Source organism: Kosakonia sp. H02 (genome assembly GCA_030704225.1).
In the GTDB taxonomy this organism is placed as follows: domain Bacteria; phylum Pseudomonadota; class Gammaproteobacteria; order Enterobacterales; family Enterobacteriaceae; genus Kosakonia.
On sequence record CP131915.1, the window covers coordinates 4,364,669 to 4,384,940 of the forward strand.

Consider the following 20,272-nt stretch of genomic DNA (forward strand, 5'->3'; position numbering starts at 1 on the left):
TTATACTGAAAAGCCAGTGGTGATCCGCTGGCTTTTTTCATTTAAGGGATGCGCAATGGCTGAACTGCAAACGCTGTTTGATTACACCGGGCATTTGCCGGAATGTCCGACCTGGAGCGAATCAGAACAGGCGCTCTACTGGGCCGATATTCTGGAAGGTGAAATTCATCGTTACCGGTTGGCAACGGGCGAGCATACGGTGCTCTCCTTTCCCGAAGAAGTGGGCTGTTTCGCGATCCGCGAGAAAGGCGGTTTTATTGTTGCCATGCGCCAGGCCATCTGGCTGAGCGATGAGCGCGGTTTGCTGCGACAAAAAGTGTGCGATAACCCGTCGAACCCGCAACTGGCGCGTTTTAACGATGGCGGCACCGATCACCTTGGCCGTTTCTATGCGGGCACCTTCTGGGCACCGGGCGATTACAACGGCGCGCTGTTGCTGCGTGTAGACAACGACTTAACGCCAAAAGTGGTGCAGTGCGATATCCACGGCGCTAACGGCCTCGCATTCAGCCACGATAAAAAATGGATGTTCACGTCGGATACGCCGAACGGCGTGATTTACCGTACGCCATTGGATGAGCAGGGCGAGCCGGGGAAACGTGAGGTTTTTCGCCGCTTCAATGAAGGGGAAGGCATTCCCGATGGCGCGGCCATGGATATTGAAGGGTGTTACTGGAGCGCAATGTTTGATGGCTGGCGTATTGCCCGTTTTTCGCCGCAGGGTGAGCAGTTGGAGGAACATCGTTTGCCGGTGCGTTGCCCGACGATGGTCTGCTTTGGCGGTGATGATATGAAAACGCTGTTTATTACCACTACGCGTGAAAATATGGACGACGACGAAGTGGCGCAATATCCGCTTTCCGGCGCTATCTTCACCCTGCCTGTTTCGGTGGCAGGGGTGAAGAAACCGCTCTTTAAAGAGGGTTAAACCGGGTCGACGGGGACCACGTTTTCGCCCGGGTAGCAACCGAGGACTTTCAGCGAACGGGTGATAGTGCCAAGTTCGCGCAGCGCTTTTTGCATCGCCGGGGAGTGCAGGTTGGCCTGAATATCGAGATAAAACATCTCTTCCCACGGGTTGCCATGAATCGGGCGCGATTCCAGTTTGGTCATAATCAGATTGTGATTGCGCAGCACCAGCAGCGCTTCGACTAACGCACCTGCTTGTTGGCCTGTCGCCATCAGCACGGTTGTTTTAGCCGGAACCTGATCGGAAACATCAATTGCTTTACGCGCCAGCACCACAAAACGGGTGATGTTTTGTGTCTGGTTTGCCAGGTTGCGCTCCAGCACCTGCAAACCGTACAGCGCGCCGCCAGCTTCATTACCCAGTGCCGCCACATGCGGTGAATTCATCTGCGCCACTTTTTCCATCGCCGCGGAGGTACTTTCGCAATACTCAATTTTCCACTGCGGATAGCGGTTCAGAAACTGGCTGCACTGCTGGAAAGGCTGCGGGTGGCTGTAAACCGTTTCAATCTGCTCAAGTTGTGTGGTGCCGGAAACCAGCACGCAGTGATCGATGGGCACGGTGAGTTCACCAACGATCGACAAACTGGTGTGCTGGAGTAAGTCATAGACGTCGTTAATCGCCCCGGAACTGGTATTTTCCAGCGGGACGACGGCGTAATCCGCTTGACCCGTCTCGACCTGATTAAAAATGTCGTGGAACTTTGCGCAGCCGCTTTCAATAAATTGCTCAAAATGGCGTGCGGCATACTGGCGCGCGGCCAGATGCGAATAGGATCCTTTCGGCCCGAGAAAGGCGATGCGCGCAGAGTGGGGATTGGTTTTATTCAGGTGCTGCTGGAGCAGCGCTTGTTGGGTAAGGACGGAATCTTCAATGATGAGCTGAAACAGGCGGGTGATGTAATGAGCATCCAGATGATGCGTTTTGCCCAGTTCAATTAAGCGCTCAAGTAAATCCCGTTCGCGATCGATATCGCGCACCGGGCGATGGGAATCCAGCTTGGCCTTGCCAACTTCAATCGAGAGCTGGCGGCGTTCGGCCAGTAGAGTCAGCAACTGCTCATCCAGTGCACTGATCTTTATGCGTAAATCCAGTAAGGGGTTTTCAGCCGTCATGTTGTTGCCTTTCATTGTTATCAATAAAAAAGCCTCCCGGCGGGGGAGGCTTTATTGTTCGTCTTCGCATTCTTTATCACAAAACGAATCGCCTCCCTAATTGGGGAAGGTAAAAAAGAATGCGAAGAAGAACGGAACAAGTTGCATGGTGTTTTCCTGTGAGTGACCGAAGTACAGTACCCGCACTGTTTTTGCCCTGTCAATAAAAAACGCGCCCGCAGGCGCGTTGCGATGGACTCAATGTAGAGACTACTCTTCTTCTTCCTCAACGAAGCTTGCGTCTTTCACCGATGTTGCGGCGCGACGTGCTTCACCTTTGTGTTGCACTTTATTGAGCTGCCGTTCCAGCTTGTTAATCAAGTCATTGATTGCGATGTACATATCGTCATGTTTCGCGCTGGCAACCAGTTGTCCGTTTGGTGTGTTAATCGTTGCATCGGCGGTAAAGCCCTGGGGCTCTTTCGACAGGATGATATGCGGGTTTATCAGTTGAGTTTGCCATTTATCCAGTTTGGCGAGACGGTCTGTGACATGCTGGCGGATTGCCGGAGTAATTTCCATTTGTTTACTGGTAATGTTCATTGTCATAAATTTTACCTCTCTGTCTTTCCGTCTAAGTAATTTCAGCATACCGTGCCTTATGTCAAAAAGCGTGATGAAAATCACATTGTTTTGTCACTTTTTGTCAAAGAAAAGGTTTTGTGAGGCAGGGCAGGAAGAGGGCAAATATACCTTGTAGAAGCCTGGATTAGCGGTCATAGTTGACAGGATGCATTGCAGCTAAACCGGTTCAGCTAAAAATGCTCTGGATAAAAAAACGGCAACCCTGAAGCTGCCGTTGTGCATTTTGTAAGCGTTATGAATTGCTGTTGTTGGCCGCAATAATTTTTGCCACTTTGTCCGCCTGCGCATTCAGTTGCAACTCGCGGTAGGCTCGTTCCATCAACGGCAGCGCATCGTGGGTCGCTTTCGTATCCGGGAAGTCACGCAGCATACCTTCTACGCGATTTGTCACCGCAACCCAGGCACCGCGATCGGTGTAGTATTCCGCAACCGAATATTCATACTTCGCCAGACGATCTTTCAGGTACACCAGACGCTTAGTCGCATCGGTAACGTACTGACTTTGCGGATAACCACGTACCAGCTTGGAGAAATCGTTGAATGCGTCACGCGCATGTGCCGGATCGCGATCGCTGCGATCAACCCCGAAGAAACCCTGCAATGCACTGTCATCCAGCGCCATATTGGTCAGGCCGCGCATATACATCACATAATCGATGTTGGGATGCGTCGGATTGAGGCGAATAAAGCGGTCGATGGCGGCTTGCGCCAGCGGTAGATCGGCATTTTTGTAGTAAGCGTAGATGAGATCCAACTGCACTTGTTGTGAGTAAGGACCAAACGGATAACGATTATCCAGCGCTTCCAGTTGCGTTATTGCCGCCTTCCAGTTACCGTCTTGCAGCTTTTGCTGGGCTGTCGCGTAGATTTCATTTGGCGGATTATCAGGCACCACTTCCTTTGAACCGGAGCAACCCGCCAAAGCCAGACTCAACGTGGCGGCTGCCACCAGATATTTCAAGCGCGTCATAACGTTTAGACTTTCCTCAGAATGTTCATGCGGGAGATTCTTTATTCCTGCTCCCGACTAAGACCAGCTACAATAGCACACTATATTAAACGGCGAAGCCGTAAAACCCAACGTTAACGAAGAAGCTGTATATGGCACAACTGGTACAACTCACCGCAACGGTATCCGAAAAACAACTCGGTCAACGCTTAGATCAGGCTTTGGCCGAATTGTTCCCGGATTATTCACGTTCGCGTATAAAAGAATGGATTCTCGACCAGCGCGTGCTGGTCAACGGCGTCGTTAGCGACAAACCGAAAGAGAAAGTGTTGGGTGGAGAGCGCATTGCTATTAATGCGGAAATTGAAGAAGAAGCGCGCTTTGAGCCGCAAGATATCCCACTGAATATCGTCTATGAAGATGATGACATTATCGTCATCAACAAACCGCGCGACCTGGTTGTTCATCCTGGCGCGGGTAATCCTGATGGCACAGTGCTTAATGCATTGCTGCATTATTATCCGCCGATCGTCGATGTTCCACGTGCCGGGATTGTCCACCGACTGGACAAAGATACCACCGGTTTGATGGTGGTGGCGAAAACCGTGCCAGCGCAAACGCGGCTGGTTGAATCTTTACAACTGCGCGAAATCACCCGCGAATATGAAGCCGTGGCAATTGGTCACATGACCGCAGGCGGCACGGTTGAAGAGCCTATCAGCCGCCATCCGACCAAACGCACCCATATGTCGGTGCACCCGATGGGCAAACCGGCGGTGACGCATTACCGCATCATGGAACATTTCCGCGTCCATACACGTCTGCGTCTGCGTCTGGAAACGGGCCGTACGCACCAAATCCGTGTGCATATGGCGCATATCACCCACCCGCTGGTGGGCGATCAGCTTTATGGCGGCCGTCCTCGCCCGCCGAAAGGTGCATCAGACGATTTCATTGATGCGCTGCGTAAGTTTGACCGCCAGGCGCTCCACGCCACAATGCTGCGTCTTTATCACCCGATCAGCGGTATCGAAATGGAATGGCACGCGCCAATCCCACAAGATATGGTGGATTTAATCGACGCCATGCGCGCAGATTTTGAAACCCACAAGGATGATGTCGCCTGGTTATGACCAAACTGATCCTCCCGGACTGGCCGCTACCGAAAGGCGTGGCGGCATGCAGCTCGACGCGTATTGGCGGCGTAAGCTTGCCTCCCTATGATTCGCTGAACCTGGGCGCACATTGCGGCGACAATATTGCGCGCGTGGAAGAGAACCGCACACGCCTGTTTGCCGCAGCTGGCTTACCTTCAAAACCCGTGTGGCTTGAGCAGGTGCACGGCATTGACGTGTTGAAGCTTAGCGGCGAACCGTATGCGTCGAAACGGGCGGATGCCTCTTATAGCAACACGCCCGGCACAGTTTGCGCGGTGATGACTGCGGACTGTTTGCCGGTGCTTTTCTGTAACCGCGACGGAACCGAAGTCGCTGCCGCCCATGCGGGCTGGCGCGGGTTGTGCGCAGGCGTATTAGAGGAAACAGTGGCGTGCTTTGCCGATAAGCCAGAAAACCTGCTGGCATGGTTTGGCCCGGCGATCGGCCCGCAAGCCTTTGAAGTTGGACCTGAAGTGCGCGACGCGTTTATCGCCCATGATGCGCAAGCCGACAGTGCTTTTCGCGCGCATGGCGAGAAATATTTTGCGGATATTTACCAGCTTGCACGTCAGCGGCTGGCAAGCGTTGGCGTAGAGCACGTGTTCGGTGGCGAGCATTGTACCTTTAGCCAGAAGGATGATTTTTTCTCATACCGCCGGGACAAGACGACCGGGCGTATGGCAAGTTTCATTTGGCTGATATAACCTAAAGAATCAAGACGATCCAGTACGCGTAAGTTTTCTTTCGCATAATTCAGGTCATTCACCTTGAATAATTGAGGGATGACCTCATTTAATCTCCAGTAGCAATTTTGACCTGTTATGGGAGGAGTTATGCGTCTGGATCGTCTTACCAATAAATTCCAGCTTGCTCTTGCCGATGCCCAGTCACTCGCACTCGGGCACGACAACCAATTCATCGAACCCCTTCATTTAATGAGCGCCTTGCTGAACCAGGAAGGCGGTTCGATTCAACCTTTATTAACCTCTGCCGGCGTGAATGCTGGCCAGTTACGCACCGCTATCGAACAAGCGATAAGCCGCTTACCGCAGGTGGAAGGCACCGGCGGCGATGTGCAGCCATCGCAGGATTTGGTGCGTGTGCTTAACCTTTGCGACAAGCTGGCGCAAAAACGGGGCGACAACTTTATATCGTCAGAACTCTTTGTTCTGGCTGCGCTGGAATCACGCGGCACGTTGACCGATTTGCTGAAATCAGCCGGTGCAAATACCGCGAATGTGACTCAGGCAATCGAACAAATGCGTGGGGGAGAAAACGTGAATGATCAGGGAGCAGAAGACCAACGTCAGGCCTTGAAAAAATTTACCGTTGATCTGACCGAGCGTGCCGAACAGGGCAAGCTTGACCCGGTGATCGGTCGTGATGAAGAAATTCGCCGTACTATTCAGGTCTTGCAACGGCGTACCAAAAACAACCCAGTACTGATTGGTGAACCTGGCGTCGGTAAAACTGCCATCGTTGAAGGGCTGGCGCAGCGCATTGTGAACGGCGAAGTGCCCGAAGGCCTGAAAGGCCGCCGTGTGTTGGCGCTGGACATGGGGTCGCTGGTGGCGGGAGCAAAATACCGCGGTGAGTTTGAAGAGCGCTTAAAAGGTGTGCTCAACGATCTGTCGAAACAGGAAGGCAACGTCATTCTGTTTATTGACGAACTGCATACCATGGTCGGAGCCGGTAAAGCGGACGGTGCTATGGATGCGGGGAACATGCTGAAACCAGCGCTGGCCCGCGGTGAGCTGCACTGCGTAGGCGCAACCACGCTGGATGAGTATCGTCAATATATTGAAAAAGATGCGGCGCTGGAACGTCGTTTCCAGAAAGTGCTGGTGGCAGAGCCGACGGTGGAAGACACCATCGCTATTTTGCGTGGTCTGAAAGAGCGTTATGAGCTGCACCACCATGTGCAGATCACTGACCCGGCGATTGTCGCGGCGGCAACGCTGTCGCATCGCTACATTTCCGACCGACAATTGCCGGATAAAGCTATCGACCTGATTGATGAAGCGGCATCCAGCATTCGTATGCAAATCGACTCCAAACCGGAAGAGCTCGACCGGCTCGATCGCCGTATTATCCAGCTTAAGCTGGAACAGCGGGCGTTGATGAAAGAGTCTGATGAGGCCAGCAAAAAACGCCTCGACATGCTCAACGAAGAACTGGAAGACAAAGAGCGTCAGTACTCTACTTTAGAAGAAGAGTGGAAAGCCGAAAAAGCCTCGCTCTCAGGAACGCAGACCATTAAGTCGGAGCTGGAGCAGGCAAAAATCGCAATGGAACAAGCGCGGCGCAACGGCGACCTGGGCAGGATGTCCGAATTGCAGTACGGGAAAATCCCTGAGCTGGAAAAACAACTGGCCGCTGCAACTCAGGCGGAAGGCAAAACCATGCGTCTGCTGCGTAACCGCGTGACGGATGCCGAAATTGCTGAAGTGCTGGCGCGCTGGACCGGCATTCCTGTGTCGCGGATGATGGAAGGCGAGCGGGAAAAATTACTGCGTATGGAGCATGATCTGCACCATCGCGTGATTGGTCAGGACGAAGCGGTTGAGGCCGTTTCGAACGCCATTCGCCGTAGCCGCGCGGGCTTGTCAGATCCGAACCGGCCGATCGGTTCGTTCCTTTTCCTCGGTCCGACCGGGGTAGGTAAAACCGAGCTGTGCAAATCGCTGGCGAATTTCATGTTCGATAGCGACGATGCGATGGTACGTATTGATATGTCTGAGTTTATGGAAAAACACTCCGTTTCTCGTTTGGTCGGTGCGCCTCCGGGATATGTCGGCTACGAAGAAGGGGGTTACCTGACGGAAGCAGTTCGTCGTCGCCCTTATTCCGTCATCCTGCTGGATGAAGTGGAAAAAGCGCACCCGGATGTTTTCAACATACTGTTGCAGGTGCTGGACGATGGCCGTTTGACGGATGGGCAGGGCAGAACGGTAGACTTCCGTAATACGGTAGTCATTATGACCTCTAACTTGGGTTCCGATTTGATTCAGGAACGTTTTGGCGATCTGGATTACAGCCATATGAAAGAGCTGGTGTTAGGTGTGGTTAGCCAGAACTTCCGTCCGGAATTCATCAACCGTATTGATGAAGTAGTTGTGTTCCATCCGTTGGGTGAACAACACATTGCGTCTATTGCGCAGATCCAGTTGCAGCGTCTGTATAAACGTCTCGAAGAGCGCGGCTATAGCGTGACCATCTCTGACGAGGCGCTGAAACTGCTCGGTGCGAACGGGTACGATCCGGTATATGGTGCCCGTCCTTTAAAACGTGCAATCCAGCAACAAATAGAAAACCCGCTGGCGCAGCAGATCCTTTCCGGCGAACTGATTCCGGGCAAACCGGTGCAGCTTGTTGTGAAAGACGATCGAATTGTTGCTGTGCAGTAAATAGTAAAGATGAAAAACGGGCCCTATGGGCCCGTTTTTGTTTAATAAACCGCCAGGAATGGCGCTTTTAAGCGGTTTTTGCCTGGAAAGTGAGCGAACGGCAACTTTTTTCAAATTAAGGGTTGTCAGCCAGAATTAACTCCCTATAATGCGCCTCCACTGACACGGCACAACCGCTTTTCCAGGCGCTCCCGGCATTGCGGGTGTTTGTCTTTATTTTCGGCCAACCCATCACGCGTTAAGTGCATTGAATTGCAGAGCTATGCACCTTCTGTCGCCGTTTTGTCGCCACTTAAATAAGAGAGCGGGTTAAGGCTTACCGCCTCTTCAAGATGGTCTGGCGCGAAGTGAGCATAACGCATAGTTTCGCGGATATTGGCGTGGCCGAGGATACGTTGCAGCACCAGGATGTTGCCGCCATTCATCATAAAATGTGACGCGAAGGTGTGACGCAGCACGTGGGTTTTCTGCCCTTCCGCAAGCGCAATGTCGGTGGTGACCAGCATCTTCGTAAACGCCGGGTAGCACGGCTGGAATAGCGGCCCCTTCAGCGGCGCAAGCTCATCGAACAACCACTGCGGAATTGGCACGGTGCGGTTTTTACCGCCCTTGGTTTTTACAAAGGTGAGCTTGTTGGGCGAAAGCTGCGTCCGGGTCAGGCTTTCCGCTTCACGCCAGCGCGCGCCGGTGGCAAGACAGATTTTCACAACCCGCGTCAAATCCGTATGACCGTAACGCTCACAAGCAGCAAGCAGCCCGGCGATTTGCGCCTGCGTCAGCCAGGACATTTCACGCTCTTTCTCACGAAAAGCGCGCACGTTCTCAAGGGGATTGGGCAGCGACCATTCGCCGAGACGCCGCAGTTCGTTGAACACCGCGCTCAAATAGTGCTGCTCGCGGTTTACCGTCACCGGCTTCACTTTCCACTTCGCTTTGTCAGGGGTGTAGCCGTTATCGATCTCCCCGCTTAGCCGCTGGTCACGGTAGTGCGCCCAGGCTTTGGCGGTCAGTTGCGCAGCAGTCGGGTCGCCAAGCCCGCGACAGACAATCTCCAGTTTCGCCAGCCGCGATTTACTCGCCGCCAGAGACTGGCCATGCAGTTTATACCAAAGCGCAATCAGCTCGCTTAAACGCCGCCGATCCTCTTTTTCACCCAGCCACGGCTTATCCTGCGCCTCTTTTTTCGTCCAGGCTTCGAACGCTTCGGCTTCGCCTTTGGTATGAAACTGCCTGCGGATACGCCGCCCTTCCCGCCCCTGCGGGTAAAGCTCGCACAACCACTTACCGTTTTTCTGTTTGCTGACCGTCATTGCCGCTTACACATGTTTTTCCAGTGTGAAAACCACCACGCCAAACGGCACGATTTCCGTCACATTGCACTCAAAGTCCACCGCACCGTTGGTGAGACGCACTTTGCCGCCGGGTAAACGCACCACATCAAACACATCCAGCGCATCATCGATGCTGATAAACCAGCGGCCATTGCCAATTTTTTGCGCCGAAGTATCCACCAGCCATGCGGCATTTAGCCCTTCGATAAAATTCAGGCTGTCGGTGGAAGAGGGAGCCAGCGAGCGATCCAGTGTCCAGACACCCGCTTCTTTCAGTTCGCCGGATTCATGGCGAAATTTCGGGATGCTCAGCACCGCATCATTTTGCGCGACCACCGGCGCGGGGTACATCTCGCCTTTGCCCGTCGCTAACCAGCCCAGCGACACACCCGTATCAAGCGCGCACGTCACCACCACATCACCGGGGAAAAACTCCCGTCGCACCCAGGTACTGATCGTACCCGACGAGATATCAAGCAAATCGCCCAGATCTTTTTGCATCTGAAAGCCGTAAGCATCGAGGATACGACGCAGTACCGGGCGACCGCCCGCTGAGAGGATCTCGTCGTACAGCGCTTTGCCTTTGAGCGCAGGCTTCTCGGTTAAATTCGCATTTGCAAATTCGCCATTAACCAGCCAGTGCAGATCCGCCCCGGTATCCAGTGCGCATTTGACCACCGCTTTATAGGGCACGCTGTCGCGCTGGATCCAGCTACTAATATTGTTCGCCGGCACGTCAAGCGCCTCTGCGAGCGCCTTCTGGCTGGAGACGGAATAGGACGCAGCAATACGCTCAATCACATCCTGAACACTCATCTTGTTTTCACTCATGGATACCAACATCGAAAAAGTGATTTACATAATCGCATTTGCGATTTATATTGCTGTACATCGATCAGAATGCACAGCAGTGCAGTACATTTCAAACAACAGGAGATAATGCGGTATGTCAGATGCAAAATCAATGCCGTCGCATCCGTTATCCGACTCTCAAATGCAATCCAGGACATTTACTCATGGTCAGATGGATGAGTTGATGTCCGCCCTGCTTCCGGCCCTGCAAACGCTGATCCGCTCAGCCATGTCCGATGCCATGACGGTAAAAGATTTCGCCGCCATGCGCGGGGTGAGCGAGCGTCTGGTGTGGCAATGGCTTGACGAAGGCGTGCTGCTGAAAGCCCCGACGCGCGACTATTCCGCCCCGCAGAACGCCGGCAAACGCAGCCGGACACTGATCAATGTGAAAGCCTGGCGCGACAAATTAACCCAGCAGGCGATCGACTGTCGCTATATCGATCGCCGTTCCGGTCCGTCTTTTAGCTGAATTTGCTTTTGCAAGCTCAGAGTAAAGCAGGAGGCACTATGGCTATCACATCTTCCGTCGCCACTGCGCCGCTGAGCGCCGGAGAGCGACTCGCCGGGCTAAACCATCTCAGCGAAATTCGCTCGCGCTACTGGGGCGATAGCTGGAGTGAAGTGGCACGCTTTATCACCGACCTGCGCGATAAGCGTGATGAACAGTTTGAAGAGAACAGCCGTGCGCTGGCGGCGATCTTCTTTCTTGCCAGAGTGCCGGCGGCCCGTCAGGCGCTTGACCCACAGGCGCTAACCCTTGATGAGAAGCGCGCCGTGATTGCGGCCATGAACCATTTTCGCGCGGTAGTCAGCCTGTTTCCCAAACGGCTAACCATGCCGCTGTAACCCCTAACGTAACCACCATGACGTTTACCCGTCGGGCATCCCTTTGCCCAAATTCAGGAGAATGACCATGAGAAAAACCGCTAACCACCAGCCAGGTCGCAGCGCCGAAGAGGTAACTCTGCTGCTGGCTGAAACTCGTAACAACGAACGTCTGCGCTGCGCCGGAGCTGTCTCTGCCCGGCTGGACGTGCTGGCGACGTTTATCGCGACACAGCGGCTCGACTGGAGCGATGCCGCCGAACTGCTGCGCCAGGAAGCCAACCATATTGATAACCAGGCGCTGGAGTTGCACTGATGGCCGATGAAATGGATCTTGCCCAACAACGGGAAATGGAGGAGCGCGAACGGCATATCCTCCATGCGCGAAGCCGTTTGCGGTTGCCTTCACGGTTGACCTGCGAAAGCTGCGACGCGCCAATCCCACAGGCGCGGCGCATGGCGCTACCGGGGGTGACCTGCTGCGTAAGTTGCCAGCAGATTGCCGAACGTAAAGACAAGCACTTCAGGAGACGCTAATTGGCTGTTCGCCTGGCTTATCCCTGGAACGCGCCGCGCGCCGCCATCGCCAGCCCTTATCTGACTCACGCCGAACAACAGCGCCGCAACCAGCATATTGCGGCGCTGTTGCAGGCGCGTCATGCGCTGGCACTCCAGCCTGAATGCGTGCGGGTGTCCATTTCCCGCGCGGCAGATGCACTGGAAAAAGCGCAGGGTGCGGCGCGCGCCCACGCTTATTTGCTGCGTTTTTTTCAACGCACACTTCCTGGGCTTCAGGCGGTCACGCAGCGCTATCAGCTAAACCCCCTGCAATCGCGCGTCTCAAAAGCCGTGTTTAAAGGCCACTTCGACACGGCTGTCCAGCAGGATTTAGCCCACCGCTTAGTCTCGCTCTTAACCCGCTACAACCAGCTGCCGGATATGGCAAAGACCAGCATCGACCGGCTGGCCGGGGATATCGCCCATTTTATTCGCGGTGAACTGGCAAATATTGAAAACGTTGCCGAAAGCGAGCTGAAAACCCTGCACCGCTGGTATATGCACGCGGGCTTCATTGCCCTGCAATTTAACGTCACGCCGCCGCACTGGCAGCGGGTAACGCAAAAACGGGCCTGTGCCGAAGATATCGCCCCGGCGGTGATCCGCCTGTTCAGTGAACAGTGGTGGCGCGGGCATCTTCGGCGCACCGCCGCCCAGTGGCGGGAACATTTGCACATTGCGCTTGGCAACGTCAGTAAGAAAAAACAGCCCTACGCCAGCCAGGATTGCGTCACCGCCTGGCGTGAACAAAAACGCCGTCATCGTGAGTTTCTTAAAAGCATGGAACTGGAAGATGAAGAGGGAAACCGTATCAGCCTTATCGATAAGCACGACGGATCGGTGGCGAACCCGGCAATCCGCCGTTGCGAGCTGATGACGCGCATTCGCGGCTTCGAGACCATCTGCCAGAGTCTGGGTTACGTGGGTGAGTTTTACACCCTGACCGCGCCTTCAGCCTGGCATGCGACCACCCGCGCGGGCCACCGTAACCCAAAATGGAACGGCGCCAGCCCGGCGCAAACACAGGGTTACTTTACCCGTATGTGGGCGCGCATTCGCGCCAAATTGCACCGCAGCGGCCTGCGCATTTTTGGCATCCGCGTGGCCGAACCGCACCACGACGGCACACCGCACTGGCATTTGCTGCTGTTTATGCAACCGCAAGATACGGCGAACGTGCGCGCGATCCTCGGGGATTTCACCATGCAGCAAGATGCGCATGAGTTGCGCAGCGAAAAAGCGAAAAAAGCGCGTTTTCATGTCGACGCCATCGATGCGCAAAAAGGCAGCGCCACCGGCTATGTGGCGAAATATATCGCCAAGAATATCGATGGCTATGCTCTTGATAACGAAATCGACAACGAAACTGATGCGCCGCTAAAAGAGAGCGCCTGTGCGGTTTCCGCGTGGGCTGCCCGCTGGCATATCCGCCAGTTTCAGTTTGTCGGCGGTGCGCCCGTTACCGTCTATCGTGAACTGCGAAAAATGGCAGACAGCGCAACAGCCCAGGGGTTAAGTGTGGAATTCGCTCAGGCGCATGACGCCGCCGATGCCGGGGACTGGGCCGGGTACGTGAATGCCCAGGGCGGGCCGTTTGTCCGCCGTGACGATTTGCAGGTACGCACACTGTATGAAACCGAAGAGGGTTTTAACCAATATGGCGAGCCGACCGTGCGCATCCGTGGAGTGTACGACACCGCCGTCGGCAGCGGGTCGCCCATTCTGACCCGCTTAAAAAAATGGACGATCGTGCCAAAGCGTGCAGAGGTTGCTGTTCAGGGCGCAACTGCGCCCTCTTGGAGTTCTGTCAATAACTGTACGCCCTTCGAACCCGGCACATCGCTGAACCGGTATCAGCGTCGTCAGCTCACCGGCTGGCTGCGGCACGATATCCTCAACGAGCAGAAAGTGCGGCGAAAAGAGAGGATTAATATCATTAAGAATAATCACTTTCTAGCAGACGATTCACGGCAAGAATATTTAATGATTCACAATACTGGTTTTTTATCAGCGACATAGTGATGAAACAAAATAATCTTCGCTTCCCATAAATATCCAGCCTATGATACTGTATAAACATACAGTAAGAGAATTCATGAGAGGAATTCATGGTCTTTGAACGACTAAATCAGACTCAGCACAAATGGGCATGCGTGCAATTCATTGCCGAGGTGTCGCTTATTGCTAACTGCAAACCCTCCGATCTGAAGCTGGCCCTGAGCCTGATTGCAGACCTGGCAGAAAGCGAGAATACAAAGCCTGATGACGAGGATATTTTTTACAAAGCCGAATAGCCCGCCGCCATTCCCCTCTGGCCGTAATCACACTACACACCGGGCTTTGCCGTCATAAAGCCCGGTGCGCTCATTTCCCCTTTTCACGCCCCCTCCCCTGTTGTGCCAGCCACAACCCAGCCCGGATCAATAGCGTCCATCGCCTTCTGCCGGGAGACTTAACACTGGAAAAAACCTTCCGGATGGTAAGAGAAGCGAAACGATGAATGCGATTACACAACAAGGCGATACCCTCGATGTTCTTTGCCTGCGCTATTACGGGCGTACGCAGGGTGTCGTAGAAACCGTGCTGGCTGCCAATCCCGGGCTTGCGGAACTGGGCGTCGTGCTGCCGCATGGTACGCAGGTCAATCTGCCCGAAGTCCCGGTTCAGGCGGCGCAGGAAACGGTGAATCTATGGGCGTAAGTATCGAAAAAATCAGCTCATCGCTGGCGTACTGGATAAGCGTCGCTCTGACCTTTTTCGGTGCGATGACGCCGCAAGATTTCGCTGCTTACTTCGGCGCGCTGGGTGTCGCCTTCACCGTTGGCGTGAACTGGTATTACCGGCGTAAAAGTTATTTATTCCTCAAATCCTGCGCGGTCAGCCAGGAGGTGGTGAATGGGCTTACCCGTTAAACGCTGTAGCGCCGCTGCCGTGCTGGCGCTGGCGGTGTTGCTCCCCAATTTTCGTCTGCTGCATACCTCGCAACAGGGGCTGGCGCTGATTGCCGATCTCGAAGGTTGCCGCCTGCGTCCTTATCAATGCAGCGCGGGCGTCTGGACCTCGGGCATTGGCCACACGGCGAATGTCATGCCGAAACGCGATATCAGCGAGAAAGAGGCCGCCGTGAACATGGTGGCCGATGTGCTGCATGTTGAGCGTGATTTGGCAAATTGTGTGCCGGTTGAGATGCCCGATCGGGTGTATGACGCCGTCGTCAGTTTCGCCTTTAACGTCGGCAGCGGCGCGGCCTGCGCCTCAACGCTTGCCTGGTTTCTCAGACATAAGCAGTGGAAGCAGGCCTGCGAACAACTGCCGCGCTGGACATTCGTCAACGGCGTGCGCAACCGCGGGCTGGAAAACCGCCGCCAGCGCGAAAGCGCGTGGTGTTTGCAGGGGGCAAAATGAGCGCCCGTCTCGTCGCCCTGCTGCTGGCCGCGCTGGGTCTGCTGTGGCTGATTCAGCAAAACCATGCATTACGGGCGTCACTGACGCAATCCCAACAGCTTACGCGCGAGCAAAACGACACCATCGTTCGGCTTAAAACCACCCTGAACGCCGCCGCCTCTTTGGCCGAGAAAAATCAGCAGGCGCAAGTGACGCTGCGCCAGCATCTCAATGCGGCAAGCGCTCAGGCCGTGCTACGTGAGCAAGCGATTACAAGGTTGATAAATGAAAATGATGCGTTTCGCCGCTGGTACAGCGCTGAGCTACCTGTTGCTGTGCGCCGGGTGCACCAGCGCCCCGCCTGCCCCTCCGCCGGTCATTGTTTACAACAGTTGCCCGCAGGTCAGCCTGTGTCCGATGCCGGGAAGCGATCCGCAAACTAATGGCGATTTGAGCGCCGATATTCGCCGGCTTGAGCGCGCGCTGGAGCAGTGCGCATTACAGGTCGAAACCCTTAAACACTGCCAGGATGAGATAAATGCTAAAACCCAACTCGCTGCGCACCGCCCTGATTGACGCCGTTCCGGTGCTGCACGATACCCCTTCAATGCTGCGTCTGTGGGTGGATAAAGGCACGAACACCGCCACGCTTGCCACCTCGTTATCGTTTGAAAAACAGTTCAGCCTCAATGTCACCGTGAGCGGCTTTGCCGGTGACATCGACACGCTTTTCGTGCCGGTGATGGTGTGGCTGCGCGACAACCAGCCTGACATTCTCACGGTCGAGGCGGGTCAAAAAGGCGGCTTTAGCTGGTCGCTGCTGACGAACAGCGATGGCACGCAGGATGTGAGCATCATTTTGCAACTGACCGAGCGCACCCAGGTGAAAGAGGTCAATGGCGTGCTGCAAGCCGAAACGCTGCCGGAACCGCTGCCGCCGGTGCCCGTCACCCGCCCGAAAGAGCTCTATATCAGCGGCGAACTGGTCAGCCGCTGGCAGGAGTAATTGCCGACACACCGTTTCGGCCGAGGCCGCGTTGTGCCAAAAGCCGGACAGCCTTGTTCAATTTTCAAAACCGGGGATGCAGAGCATCATTTCGCTTATGAACAGACAACTCTCGCTTCACGAACTGGCGCGCCAGCTTCGCAATATGATCCGCACCGGCATTATCGTCGAAATCGACCTTAACGCCGGACGTTGCCGGGTACAAACCGGCGGTATCGTCACGCAATGGTTGCAGTGGCTGACGCATCGCGCCGGGCACTCGCGCAGCTGGTGGGCACCGTCCATTGGCGAGCAGGTGTTATTGCTGGCGGTCGGTGGAGAACTCGACACCGCGTTTGTGCTGCCGGGTATTTACGCTAACGATAACCCGGCGCCGTCGGCCTCGGCAGATGCCTGGCATGTCGCCTTTCCGGATGGCGCAGTGTTCGAATATGAACCGCAGAGTAGCGCGCTGAAAGTCAGCGGCATCAAAACCGCCGATATCACCGCTTCACAATCTCTTACCGCCAGCGTGCCGGAAGTGGTGGTGAAAGCCAGCACCCGCATCACGCTCGATACGCCGGAAGTGGTCTGCACCAACAAGCTGATTACCGCCACGCTGGAGGTGCAAAAAGGCGGCACGATGAGCGGCGATATCGCCCACAGCGGCGGTTCGCTGTCATCCAATGGCAAAGTACTGCACAGCCATAAACACCCCGGCGACAGCGGCGGAACCACAGGAGCGCCTTTATGACAGCCCGATATTCAGGCCTGAGCCGCACGACCGGGCGCAGCCTTACCGATACCGATCATATCCGCCAGAGCATCAGCGATATTTTGCGCACGCCAGTTGGCTCGCGGGTGATGCGCCGGGATTATGGTTCGCTGCTGTTTGAGATGCTCGATCAGCCACAAACCCCGGCGCTGGCGCTGCAAATCCAGTCCGCCTGTTATATGGCGCTGTTGCAATGGGAGCCGCGTATCACCCTGAGCGCGGTGACAATTGAGCGCCAGTTCGACGGCAAAATGGTTGTTAATCTGACCGGCCAGCTTACCCGCACCGGTGAATCCCTTTCGCTAACCCTTCCAGTGAGTTAAAACCATGCCGATTATCGATCTGAGCCAACTGCCCGCGCCCAATGTGGTCGAGGCGCTGGATTACGAAAGCATCCTTGATGAGCGTAAAACCACGTTAATCTCCCTGTTTCCCGCCGATGAGCAAGAGGCGATTGCCCGCACGCTGGCGCTGGAATCTGAACCGTTAACCAAGTTTCTTGAAGAGAACGCGTACCGCGAGGTGACCTGGCGTCAACGGGTGAACGAAGCCGCCCGCGCGGTGATGCTGGCGTATGCCTCGAGTCACGACCTTGATGTCGTCGCGGCGAACAGCAACACCGCACGCCTGGTGGTCACCCCGGCGGATGAGAGCACCATCCCACCGACCGCTGCGGTTATGGAGTCAGACACGGATTTGCGTCTGCGCGCTCAGCAGGCGTTTGAAGGGTTGAGCGTTGCCGGGCCGGTTGGCGCGTATGAGTATCATGGCCGCAGCGCCGATGGCCGCGTGGCCGATATTTCGGTCATCAGCCCGACCCCGGCTTGTGTCACGATTTCGGTGCTTTCCCGCGAGGGCGACGGCAGCGCCAGCGACGCGTTACTGACCATTGTTGAAAAGGCGCTGAATGCGGAAGAGGTGCGCCCGGTCGGCGATCGCGTCACGGTGCAGAGTGCGCAGATTGTGCCCTACGAGATTGACGCGACGCTCTATTTTTACCCAGGCCCCGAATCCGAGCCCATCCGCCAGGCGGCAGAGCAGAAACTGAAAACTTACATCAGTGCACAGCGCCGTCTGGGACGCGATATCCGCCAGTCGGCGATTTATGCCGCCCTGCATGTTGAAGGTGTTCAGCGCGTGGAGCTGAATGCGCCGCAAAGTGACATTGTGCTTGACCAGAGCCAGGCGTCCTGGTGCACGGCGTGGAAGATAAATGCCGGAGGTACCGATGAATGATGACCGTCTGCTGCCTGTTGGCTCATCGGTACTTGAGGTGGCGGCAGCACAAGCGGCGGCGCACATTGAACGCGTCCCGGTGCCGCTGCGCGCGTTATGGGATCCGCTAACCTGCCCCGCTGAATTGCTGCCTTATCTGGCCTGGGCGATGTCCGTGGATCGCTGGGATTTTAACTGGCCGGAAGCCACCAAGCGTAAGGTGATCGCCTCATCCTTTTTTATTCATCAGCACAAAGGGACACTCAGCGCTATTCACCGGGTGATCGAACCGCTCGGCTTTTTGATTGAACTGCGCGAATGGTGGCAGGACAACGGCGAACCGGGAACTTTCCGGCTGGTGCTCGGCGTGCAGGACAACGGCATCACCGATGAAACGTACCAGGAGCTGGAACGGCTGATTAACGATGCCAAACCGGCAAGCCGACATTTGACCGAGCTGAATATCAGCCTGAGTACCAGCGGCGAATGTTACGTTGGCGCAGCCTGCTATCTCGGCGAAGAGCTGACGGTTTACCCGTACACGCCGGAAGAGATTGTGGTGGGCGGCGAGATTTACCCGGCCTCGGCCATTCACCTGATTGATGACGTCAAAATCACGACATAACCCCTCACCTACACGGGCTTCGGCCCGTTTTTTTTTACGCTGTTGTTTATGATTCAGAAACACGGTACGGGGTTGGTGGGGAAGCTGTTTGCGCCGATTATGCTGGCGTGGTTTCTGATACTGGCAGTGCTGGGCGCACGCAGCATTATCGCCAACCCGGAAGTGTTGCAGGCGCTGAACCCGATGTGGGCTGTGCACTTCTTCGTGCAGTACAAAACCATCTCTTTTGTTGCCCTTGGTGCGGTAGTGCTCGCTATCACCGGCGTTGAAGCGCTGTATGCGGATATGGGCCACTTCGGCAAACTGCCGATCCGCGTGGCGTGGTTTACCGTAGTGCTGCCTTCGCTGGTGTTGAATTACTTTGGTCAGGGCGCGCTACTGCTCAAAACGCCGGAAGCGATCAAAAACCCCTTCTTCCTGCTGGCCCCTGAATGGGCGCTGATCCCAATGCTGATCATCGCCACGCTAGCCACGGTCATTGCCTCGCAGGCGGTTATCTCGGGCGTTTTCTCCCTGACCCGCCAGGCCGTGCGTTTGGGCTATTTATCGCCGATGCGCATTATTCACACCTCGGAAATGGAATCCGGACAGATCTACATCCCGTTTATTAACTGGCTGCTCTATTTCGCGGTTGTGCTGGTTATCGTCAGTTTCGAACACTCCAGCAACCTGGCGGCGGCGTACGGGATTGCGGTAACCGGTACGATGGTGCTGACCTCGATTCTTTCCACCACCGTGGCGCGCAAAAACTGGCACTGGAACAAGATTCTGGTTGGCCTGATTTTGATTTTCTTCCTGTGCGTCGATGTGCCGCTGTTCTCGGCCAACCTCGACAAAATCGTCTCCGGCGGTTGGCTGCCATTAAGCCTCGGTCTGGTGATGTTCCTGGTGATGACCACCTGGAAAAGCGAGCGTTTTCGCCTGCTGCGCCGGATGCATGAACACGGTAACTCTCTGGAGGCGATGATTGCGTCGCTGGAGAAATCACCGCCGGTGCGCGTGCCGGGCACGGCGGTGTATATGTCCCGCGCGCTGAACGTTATTCCCTTCGCCATGATGCATAACCTCAAACATAACAAGGTGCTGCATGAGCGCGTGATCCTGCTGACCTTGCGCACGGAAGATGCGCCGTATGTGCATAACGTTCGTCGTGTGCAGATTGAGCAACTTTCGCCGACGTTCTGGCGCGTGGTGGCGAGCTATGGCTGGCGTGAAACGCCAAACGTTGAAGAGGTGTTCCACCGCTGCGGCCTGGAAGGGCTGACCTGCCGGATGATGGAAACCTCCTTCTTTATGTCCCACGAGTCGCTGATCCTCGGCAAACGCCCGTGGTATCTGCGTCTGCGCGGTAAGCTTTATCTGGTGTTGCAACGCAACGCCCTGCGCGCGCCGGATCAGTTTGAAATTCCCCCTAACCGGGTGATTGAACTGGGTACGCAGGTCGAAATTTAACCCTGAGAAAACCCCTCTGTAAGAGGGGTTTTTGCTATCAACCTC

25 protein-coding genes, 2 pseudogenes and 1 other annotated feature are annotated in these 20,272 nt (G+C 55.3%); of the genes and pseudogenes, 21 read left to right on the plus strand and 6 right to left on the minus strand.

What is annotated here, in order from left to right:
- Positions 1–55: 55 nt before the first annotated feature.
- Positions 56–928 (plus strand): SMP-30/gluconolactonase/LRE family protein, encoded by an 873-nt coding sequence (locus Q5705_20565; GenBank protein ID WLI76928.1) that lies wholly within the window; start codon positions 56–58, stop codon positions 926–928.
- On the opposite strand, the gene pheA is transcribed toward Q5705_20565, so the two are convergent.
- From pheA to bamD, 4 genes are all read right to left on the minus strand, one after another.
- Positions 925–2,085, minus strand: coding sequence for a bifunctional chorismate mutase/prephenate dehydratase (gene pheA / locus Q5705_20570; protein ID WLI76929.1), 1,161 nt, complete (start codon positions 2,083–2,085; stop codon positions 925–927). The two genes, Q5705_20565 and pheA, sit on opposite strands and share 4 nt — an antisense overlap.
- Before the next feature lie 22 nt (positions 2,086–2,107).
- Positions 2,108–2,233, minus strand: a sequence feature (Phe leader region).
- Complete coding sequence (gene pheL / locus Q5705_20575) at positions 2,182–2,232, minus strand: pheA operon leader peptide PheL (GenBank protein ID WLI79072.1); 51 nt, start codon at positions 2,230–2,232, stop codon at positions 2,182–2,184. (Overlaps the previous feature by 51 nt.)
- A gap of 101 nt (positions 2,234–2,334) precedes the next feature.
- Entirely contained in the window at positions 2,335–2,673 is a 339-nt protein-coding gene (gene raiA, locus Q5705_20580) for a ribosome-associated translation inhibitor RaiA (GenBank protein WLI76930.1), read from the minus strand.
- A 268-nt stretch (positions 2,674–2,941) separates the two neighbouring features.
- Positions 2,942–3,679: an outer membrane protein assembly factor BamD gene (gene bamD, locus Q5705_20585; GenBank protein ID WLI76931.1), complete on the minus strand. Its 738-nt coding sequence runs from the start codon at positions 3,677–3,679 to the stop codon at positions 2,942–2,944.
- A gap of 131 nt (positions 3,680–3,810) precedes the next feature.
- On the opposite strand from bamD, the gene rluD reads away from it, so the two are divergent.
- From rluD to clpB, 3 genes are all read left to right on the plus strand, one after another.
- Positions 3,811–4,791, plus strand: coding sequence for a 23S rRNA pseudouridine(1911/1915/1917) synthase RluD (gene rluD, locus Q5705_20590; GenBank protein WLI76932.1), 981 nt, complete (start codon positions 3,811–3,813; stop codon positions 4,789–4,791).
- Positions 4,788–5,519, plus strand: a complete 732-nt coding sequence (yfiH, locus tag Q5705_20595) for a purine nucleoside phosphorylase YfiH (GenBank protein WLI76933.1) — start codon at positions 4,788–4,790, stop codon at positions 5,517–5,519. The genes rluD and yfiH overlap by 4 nt, the downstream gene beginning before the upstream one ends.
- A 129-nt stretch (positions 5,520–5,648) precedes the next feature.
- Positions 5,649–8,222, plus strand: coding sequence for an ATP-dependent chaperone ClpB (gene clpB, locus Q5705_20600; protein ID WLI76934.1), 2,574 nt, complete (start codon positions 5,649–5,651; stop codon positions 8,220–8,222).
- Positions 8,223–8,482: 260 nt separating this feature from the next.
- On the opposite strand, the gene Q5705_20605 is transcribed toward clpB, so the two are convergent.
- Together Q5705_20605 and Q5705_20610 are read right to left on the minus strand one after the other, a co-directional pair.
- Entirely contained in the window at positions 8,483–9,532 is a 1,050-nt protein-coding gene (locus Q5705_20605; protein ID WLI76935.1) for a site-specific integrase, read from the minus strand.
- A gap of 6 nt (positions 9,533–9,538) precedes the next feature.
- Positions 9,539–10,384, minus strand: coding sequence for a phage repressor protein CI (locus Q5705_20610; GenBank protein WLI76936.1), 846 nt, complete (start codon positions 10,382–10,384; stop codon positions 9,539–9,541).
- A 115-nt stretch (positions 10,385–10,499) separates the two neighbouring features.
- On the opposite strand from Q5705_20610, the gene Q5705_20615 reads away from it, so the two are divergent.
- The 17 genes and pseudogenes from Q5705_20615 (at position 10,500) to kup (ending at position 20,227) form a co-directional block, all read left to right on the plus strand.
- Positions 10,500–10,877: a Cro/Cl family transcriptional regulator gene (locus tag Q5705_20615; protein WLI76937.1), complete on the plus strand. Its 378-nt coding sequence runs from the start codon at positions 10,500–10,502 to the stop codon at positions 10,875–10,877.
- A 38-nt stretch (positions 10,878–10,915) separates the two neighbouring features.
- The gene (locus Q5705_20620) at positions 10,916–11,254 is read left to right on the plus strand and encodes a DUF5347 domain-containing protein (protein ID WLI76938.1); all 339 of its coding nucleotides are present in this window, start codon (positions 10,916–10,918) and stop codon (positions 11,252–11,254) included.
- A gap of 67 nt (positions 11,255–11,321) precedes the next feature.
- Positions 11,322–11,549, plus strand: a complete 228-nt coding sequence (locus Q5705_20625; GenBank protein WLI76939.1) for a DUF2732 family protein — start codon at positions 11,322–11,324, stop codon at positions 11,547–11,549.
- Entirely contained in the window at positions 11,549–11,770 is a 222-nt protein-coding gene (locus Q5705_20630) for a TraR/DksA family transcriptional regulator (GenBank protein ID WLI76940.1), read from the plus strand. The genes Q5705_20625 and Q5705_20630 overlap by 1 nt, the downstream gene beginning before the upstream one ends.
- The gene (locus Q5705_20635) at positions 11,771–13,810 is read left to right on the plus strand and encodes a replication endonuclease (protein WLI76941.1); all 2,040 of its coding nucleotides are present in this window, start codon (positions 11,771–11,773) and stop codon (positions 13,808–13,810) included.
- Between the two features lie 89 nt (positions 13,811–13,899).
- Positions 13,900–14,085 carry a hypothetical protein gene (locus tag Q5705_20640; protein WLI76942.1) on the plus strand — a complete coding sequence of 62 codons (186 nt, stop codon included), beginning with the start codon at positions 13,900–13,902 and terminating at the stop codon, positions 14,083–14,085.
- Positions 14,086–14,287: 202 nt separating this feature from the next.
- Positions 14,288–14,491 carry a tail protein X gene (locus Q5705_20645; protein WLI76943.1) on the plus strand — a complete coding sequence of 68 codons (204 nt, stop codon included), beginning with the start codon at positions 14,288–14,290 and terminating at the stop codon, positions 14,489–14,491.
- Positions 14,482–14,703 (plus strand): HP1 family phage holin, encoded by a 222-nt coding sequence (locus Q5705_20650; GenBank protein ID WLI76944.1) that lies wholly within the window; start codon positions 14,482–14,484, stop codon positions 14,701–14,703. The genes Q5705_20645 and Q5705_20650 overlap by 10 nt, the downstream gene beginning before the upstream one ends.
- Positions 14,687–15,196: a lysozyme gene (locus tag Q5705_20655; protein ID WLI76945.1), complete on the plus strand. Its 510-nt coding sequence runs from the start codon at positions 14,687–14,689 to the stop codon at positions 15,194–15,196. The genes Q5705_20650 and Q5705_20655 overlap by 17 nt, the downstream gene beginning before the upstream one ends.
- Complete coding sequence (gene lysB, locus Q5705_20660) at positions 15,193–15,618, plus strand: Rz-like lysis system protein LysB (GenBank protein ID WLI76946.1); 426 nt, start codon at positions 15,193–15,195, stop codon at positions 15,616–15,618. Before Q5705_20655 ends, lysB begins: the two co-directional genes overlap by 4 nt.
- Positions 15,506–15,751 (plus strand): Rz1-like lysis system protein LysC, encoded by a 246-nt coding sequence (gene lysC, locus Q5705_20665; GenBank protein WLI76947.1) that lies wholly within the window; start codon positions 15,506–15,508, stop codon positions 15,749–15,751. Before lysB ends, lysC begins: the two co-directional genes overlap by 113 nt.
- Positions 15,714–16,181 carry a phage tail protein gene (locus Q5705_20670; GenBank protein ID WLI76948.1) on the plus strand — a complete coding sequence of 156 codons (468 nt, stop codon included), beginning with the start codon at positions 15,714–15,716 and terminating at the stop codon, positions 16,179–16,181. Before lysC ends, Q5705_20670 begins: the two co-directional genes overlap by 38 nt.
- 97 nt (positions 16,182–16,278) lie before the next feature.
- A complete protein-coding gene (locus Q5705_20675) occupies positions 16,279–16,914 on the plus strand; it encodes a phage baseplate assembly protein V (GenBank protein WLI76949.1) in 636 nt (211 codons plus the stop codon).
- Positions 16,911–17,258 (plus strand): GPW/gp25 family protein, encoded by a 348-nt coding sequence (locus Q5705_20680; protein ID WLI76950.1) that lies wholly within the window; start codon positions 16,911–16,913, stop codon positions 17,256–17,258. The genes Q5705_20675 and Q5705_20680 overlap by 4 nt, the downstream gene beginning before the upstream one ends.
- 4 nt (positions 17,259–17,262) lie before the next feature.
- A complete protein-coding gene (locus Q5705_20685; GenBank protein WLI76951.1) occupies positions 17,263–18,171 on the plus strand; it encodes a baseplate assembly protein in 909 nt (302 codons plus the stop codon).
- Positions 18,164–18,580: pseudogene (locus Q5705_20690) on the plus strand (phage tail protein I). Before Q5705_20685 ends, Q5705_20690 begins: the two are co-directional and overlap by 8 nt.
- A gap of 135 nt (positions 18,581–18,715) precedes the next feature.
- Positions 18,716–20,227, plus strand: a pseudogene (gene kup, locus Q5705_20695) (low affinity potassium transporter Kup).
- The last annotated feature ends 45 nt before the right edge of the window (positions 20,228–20,272 follow it).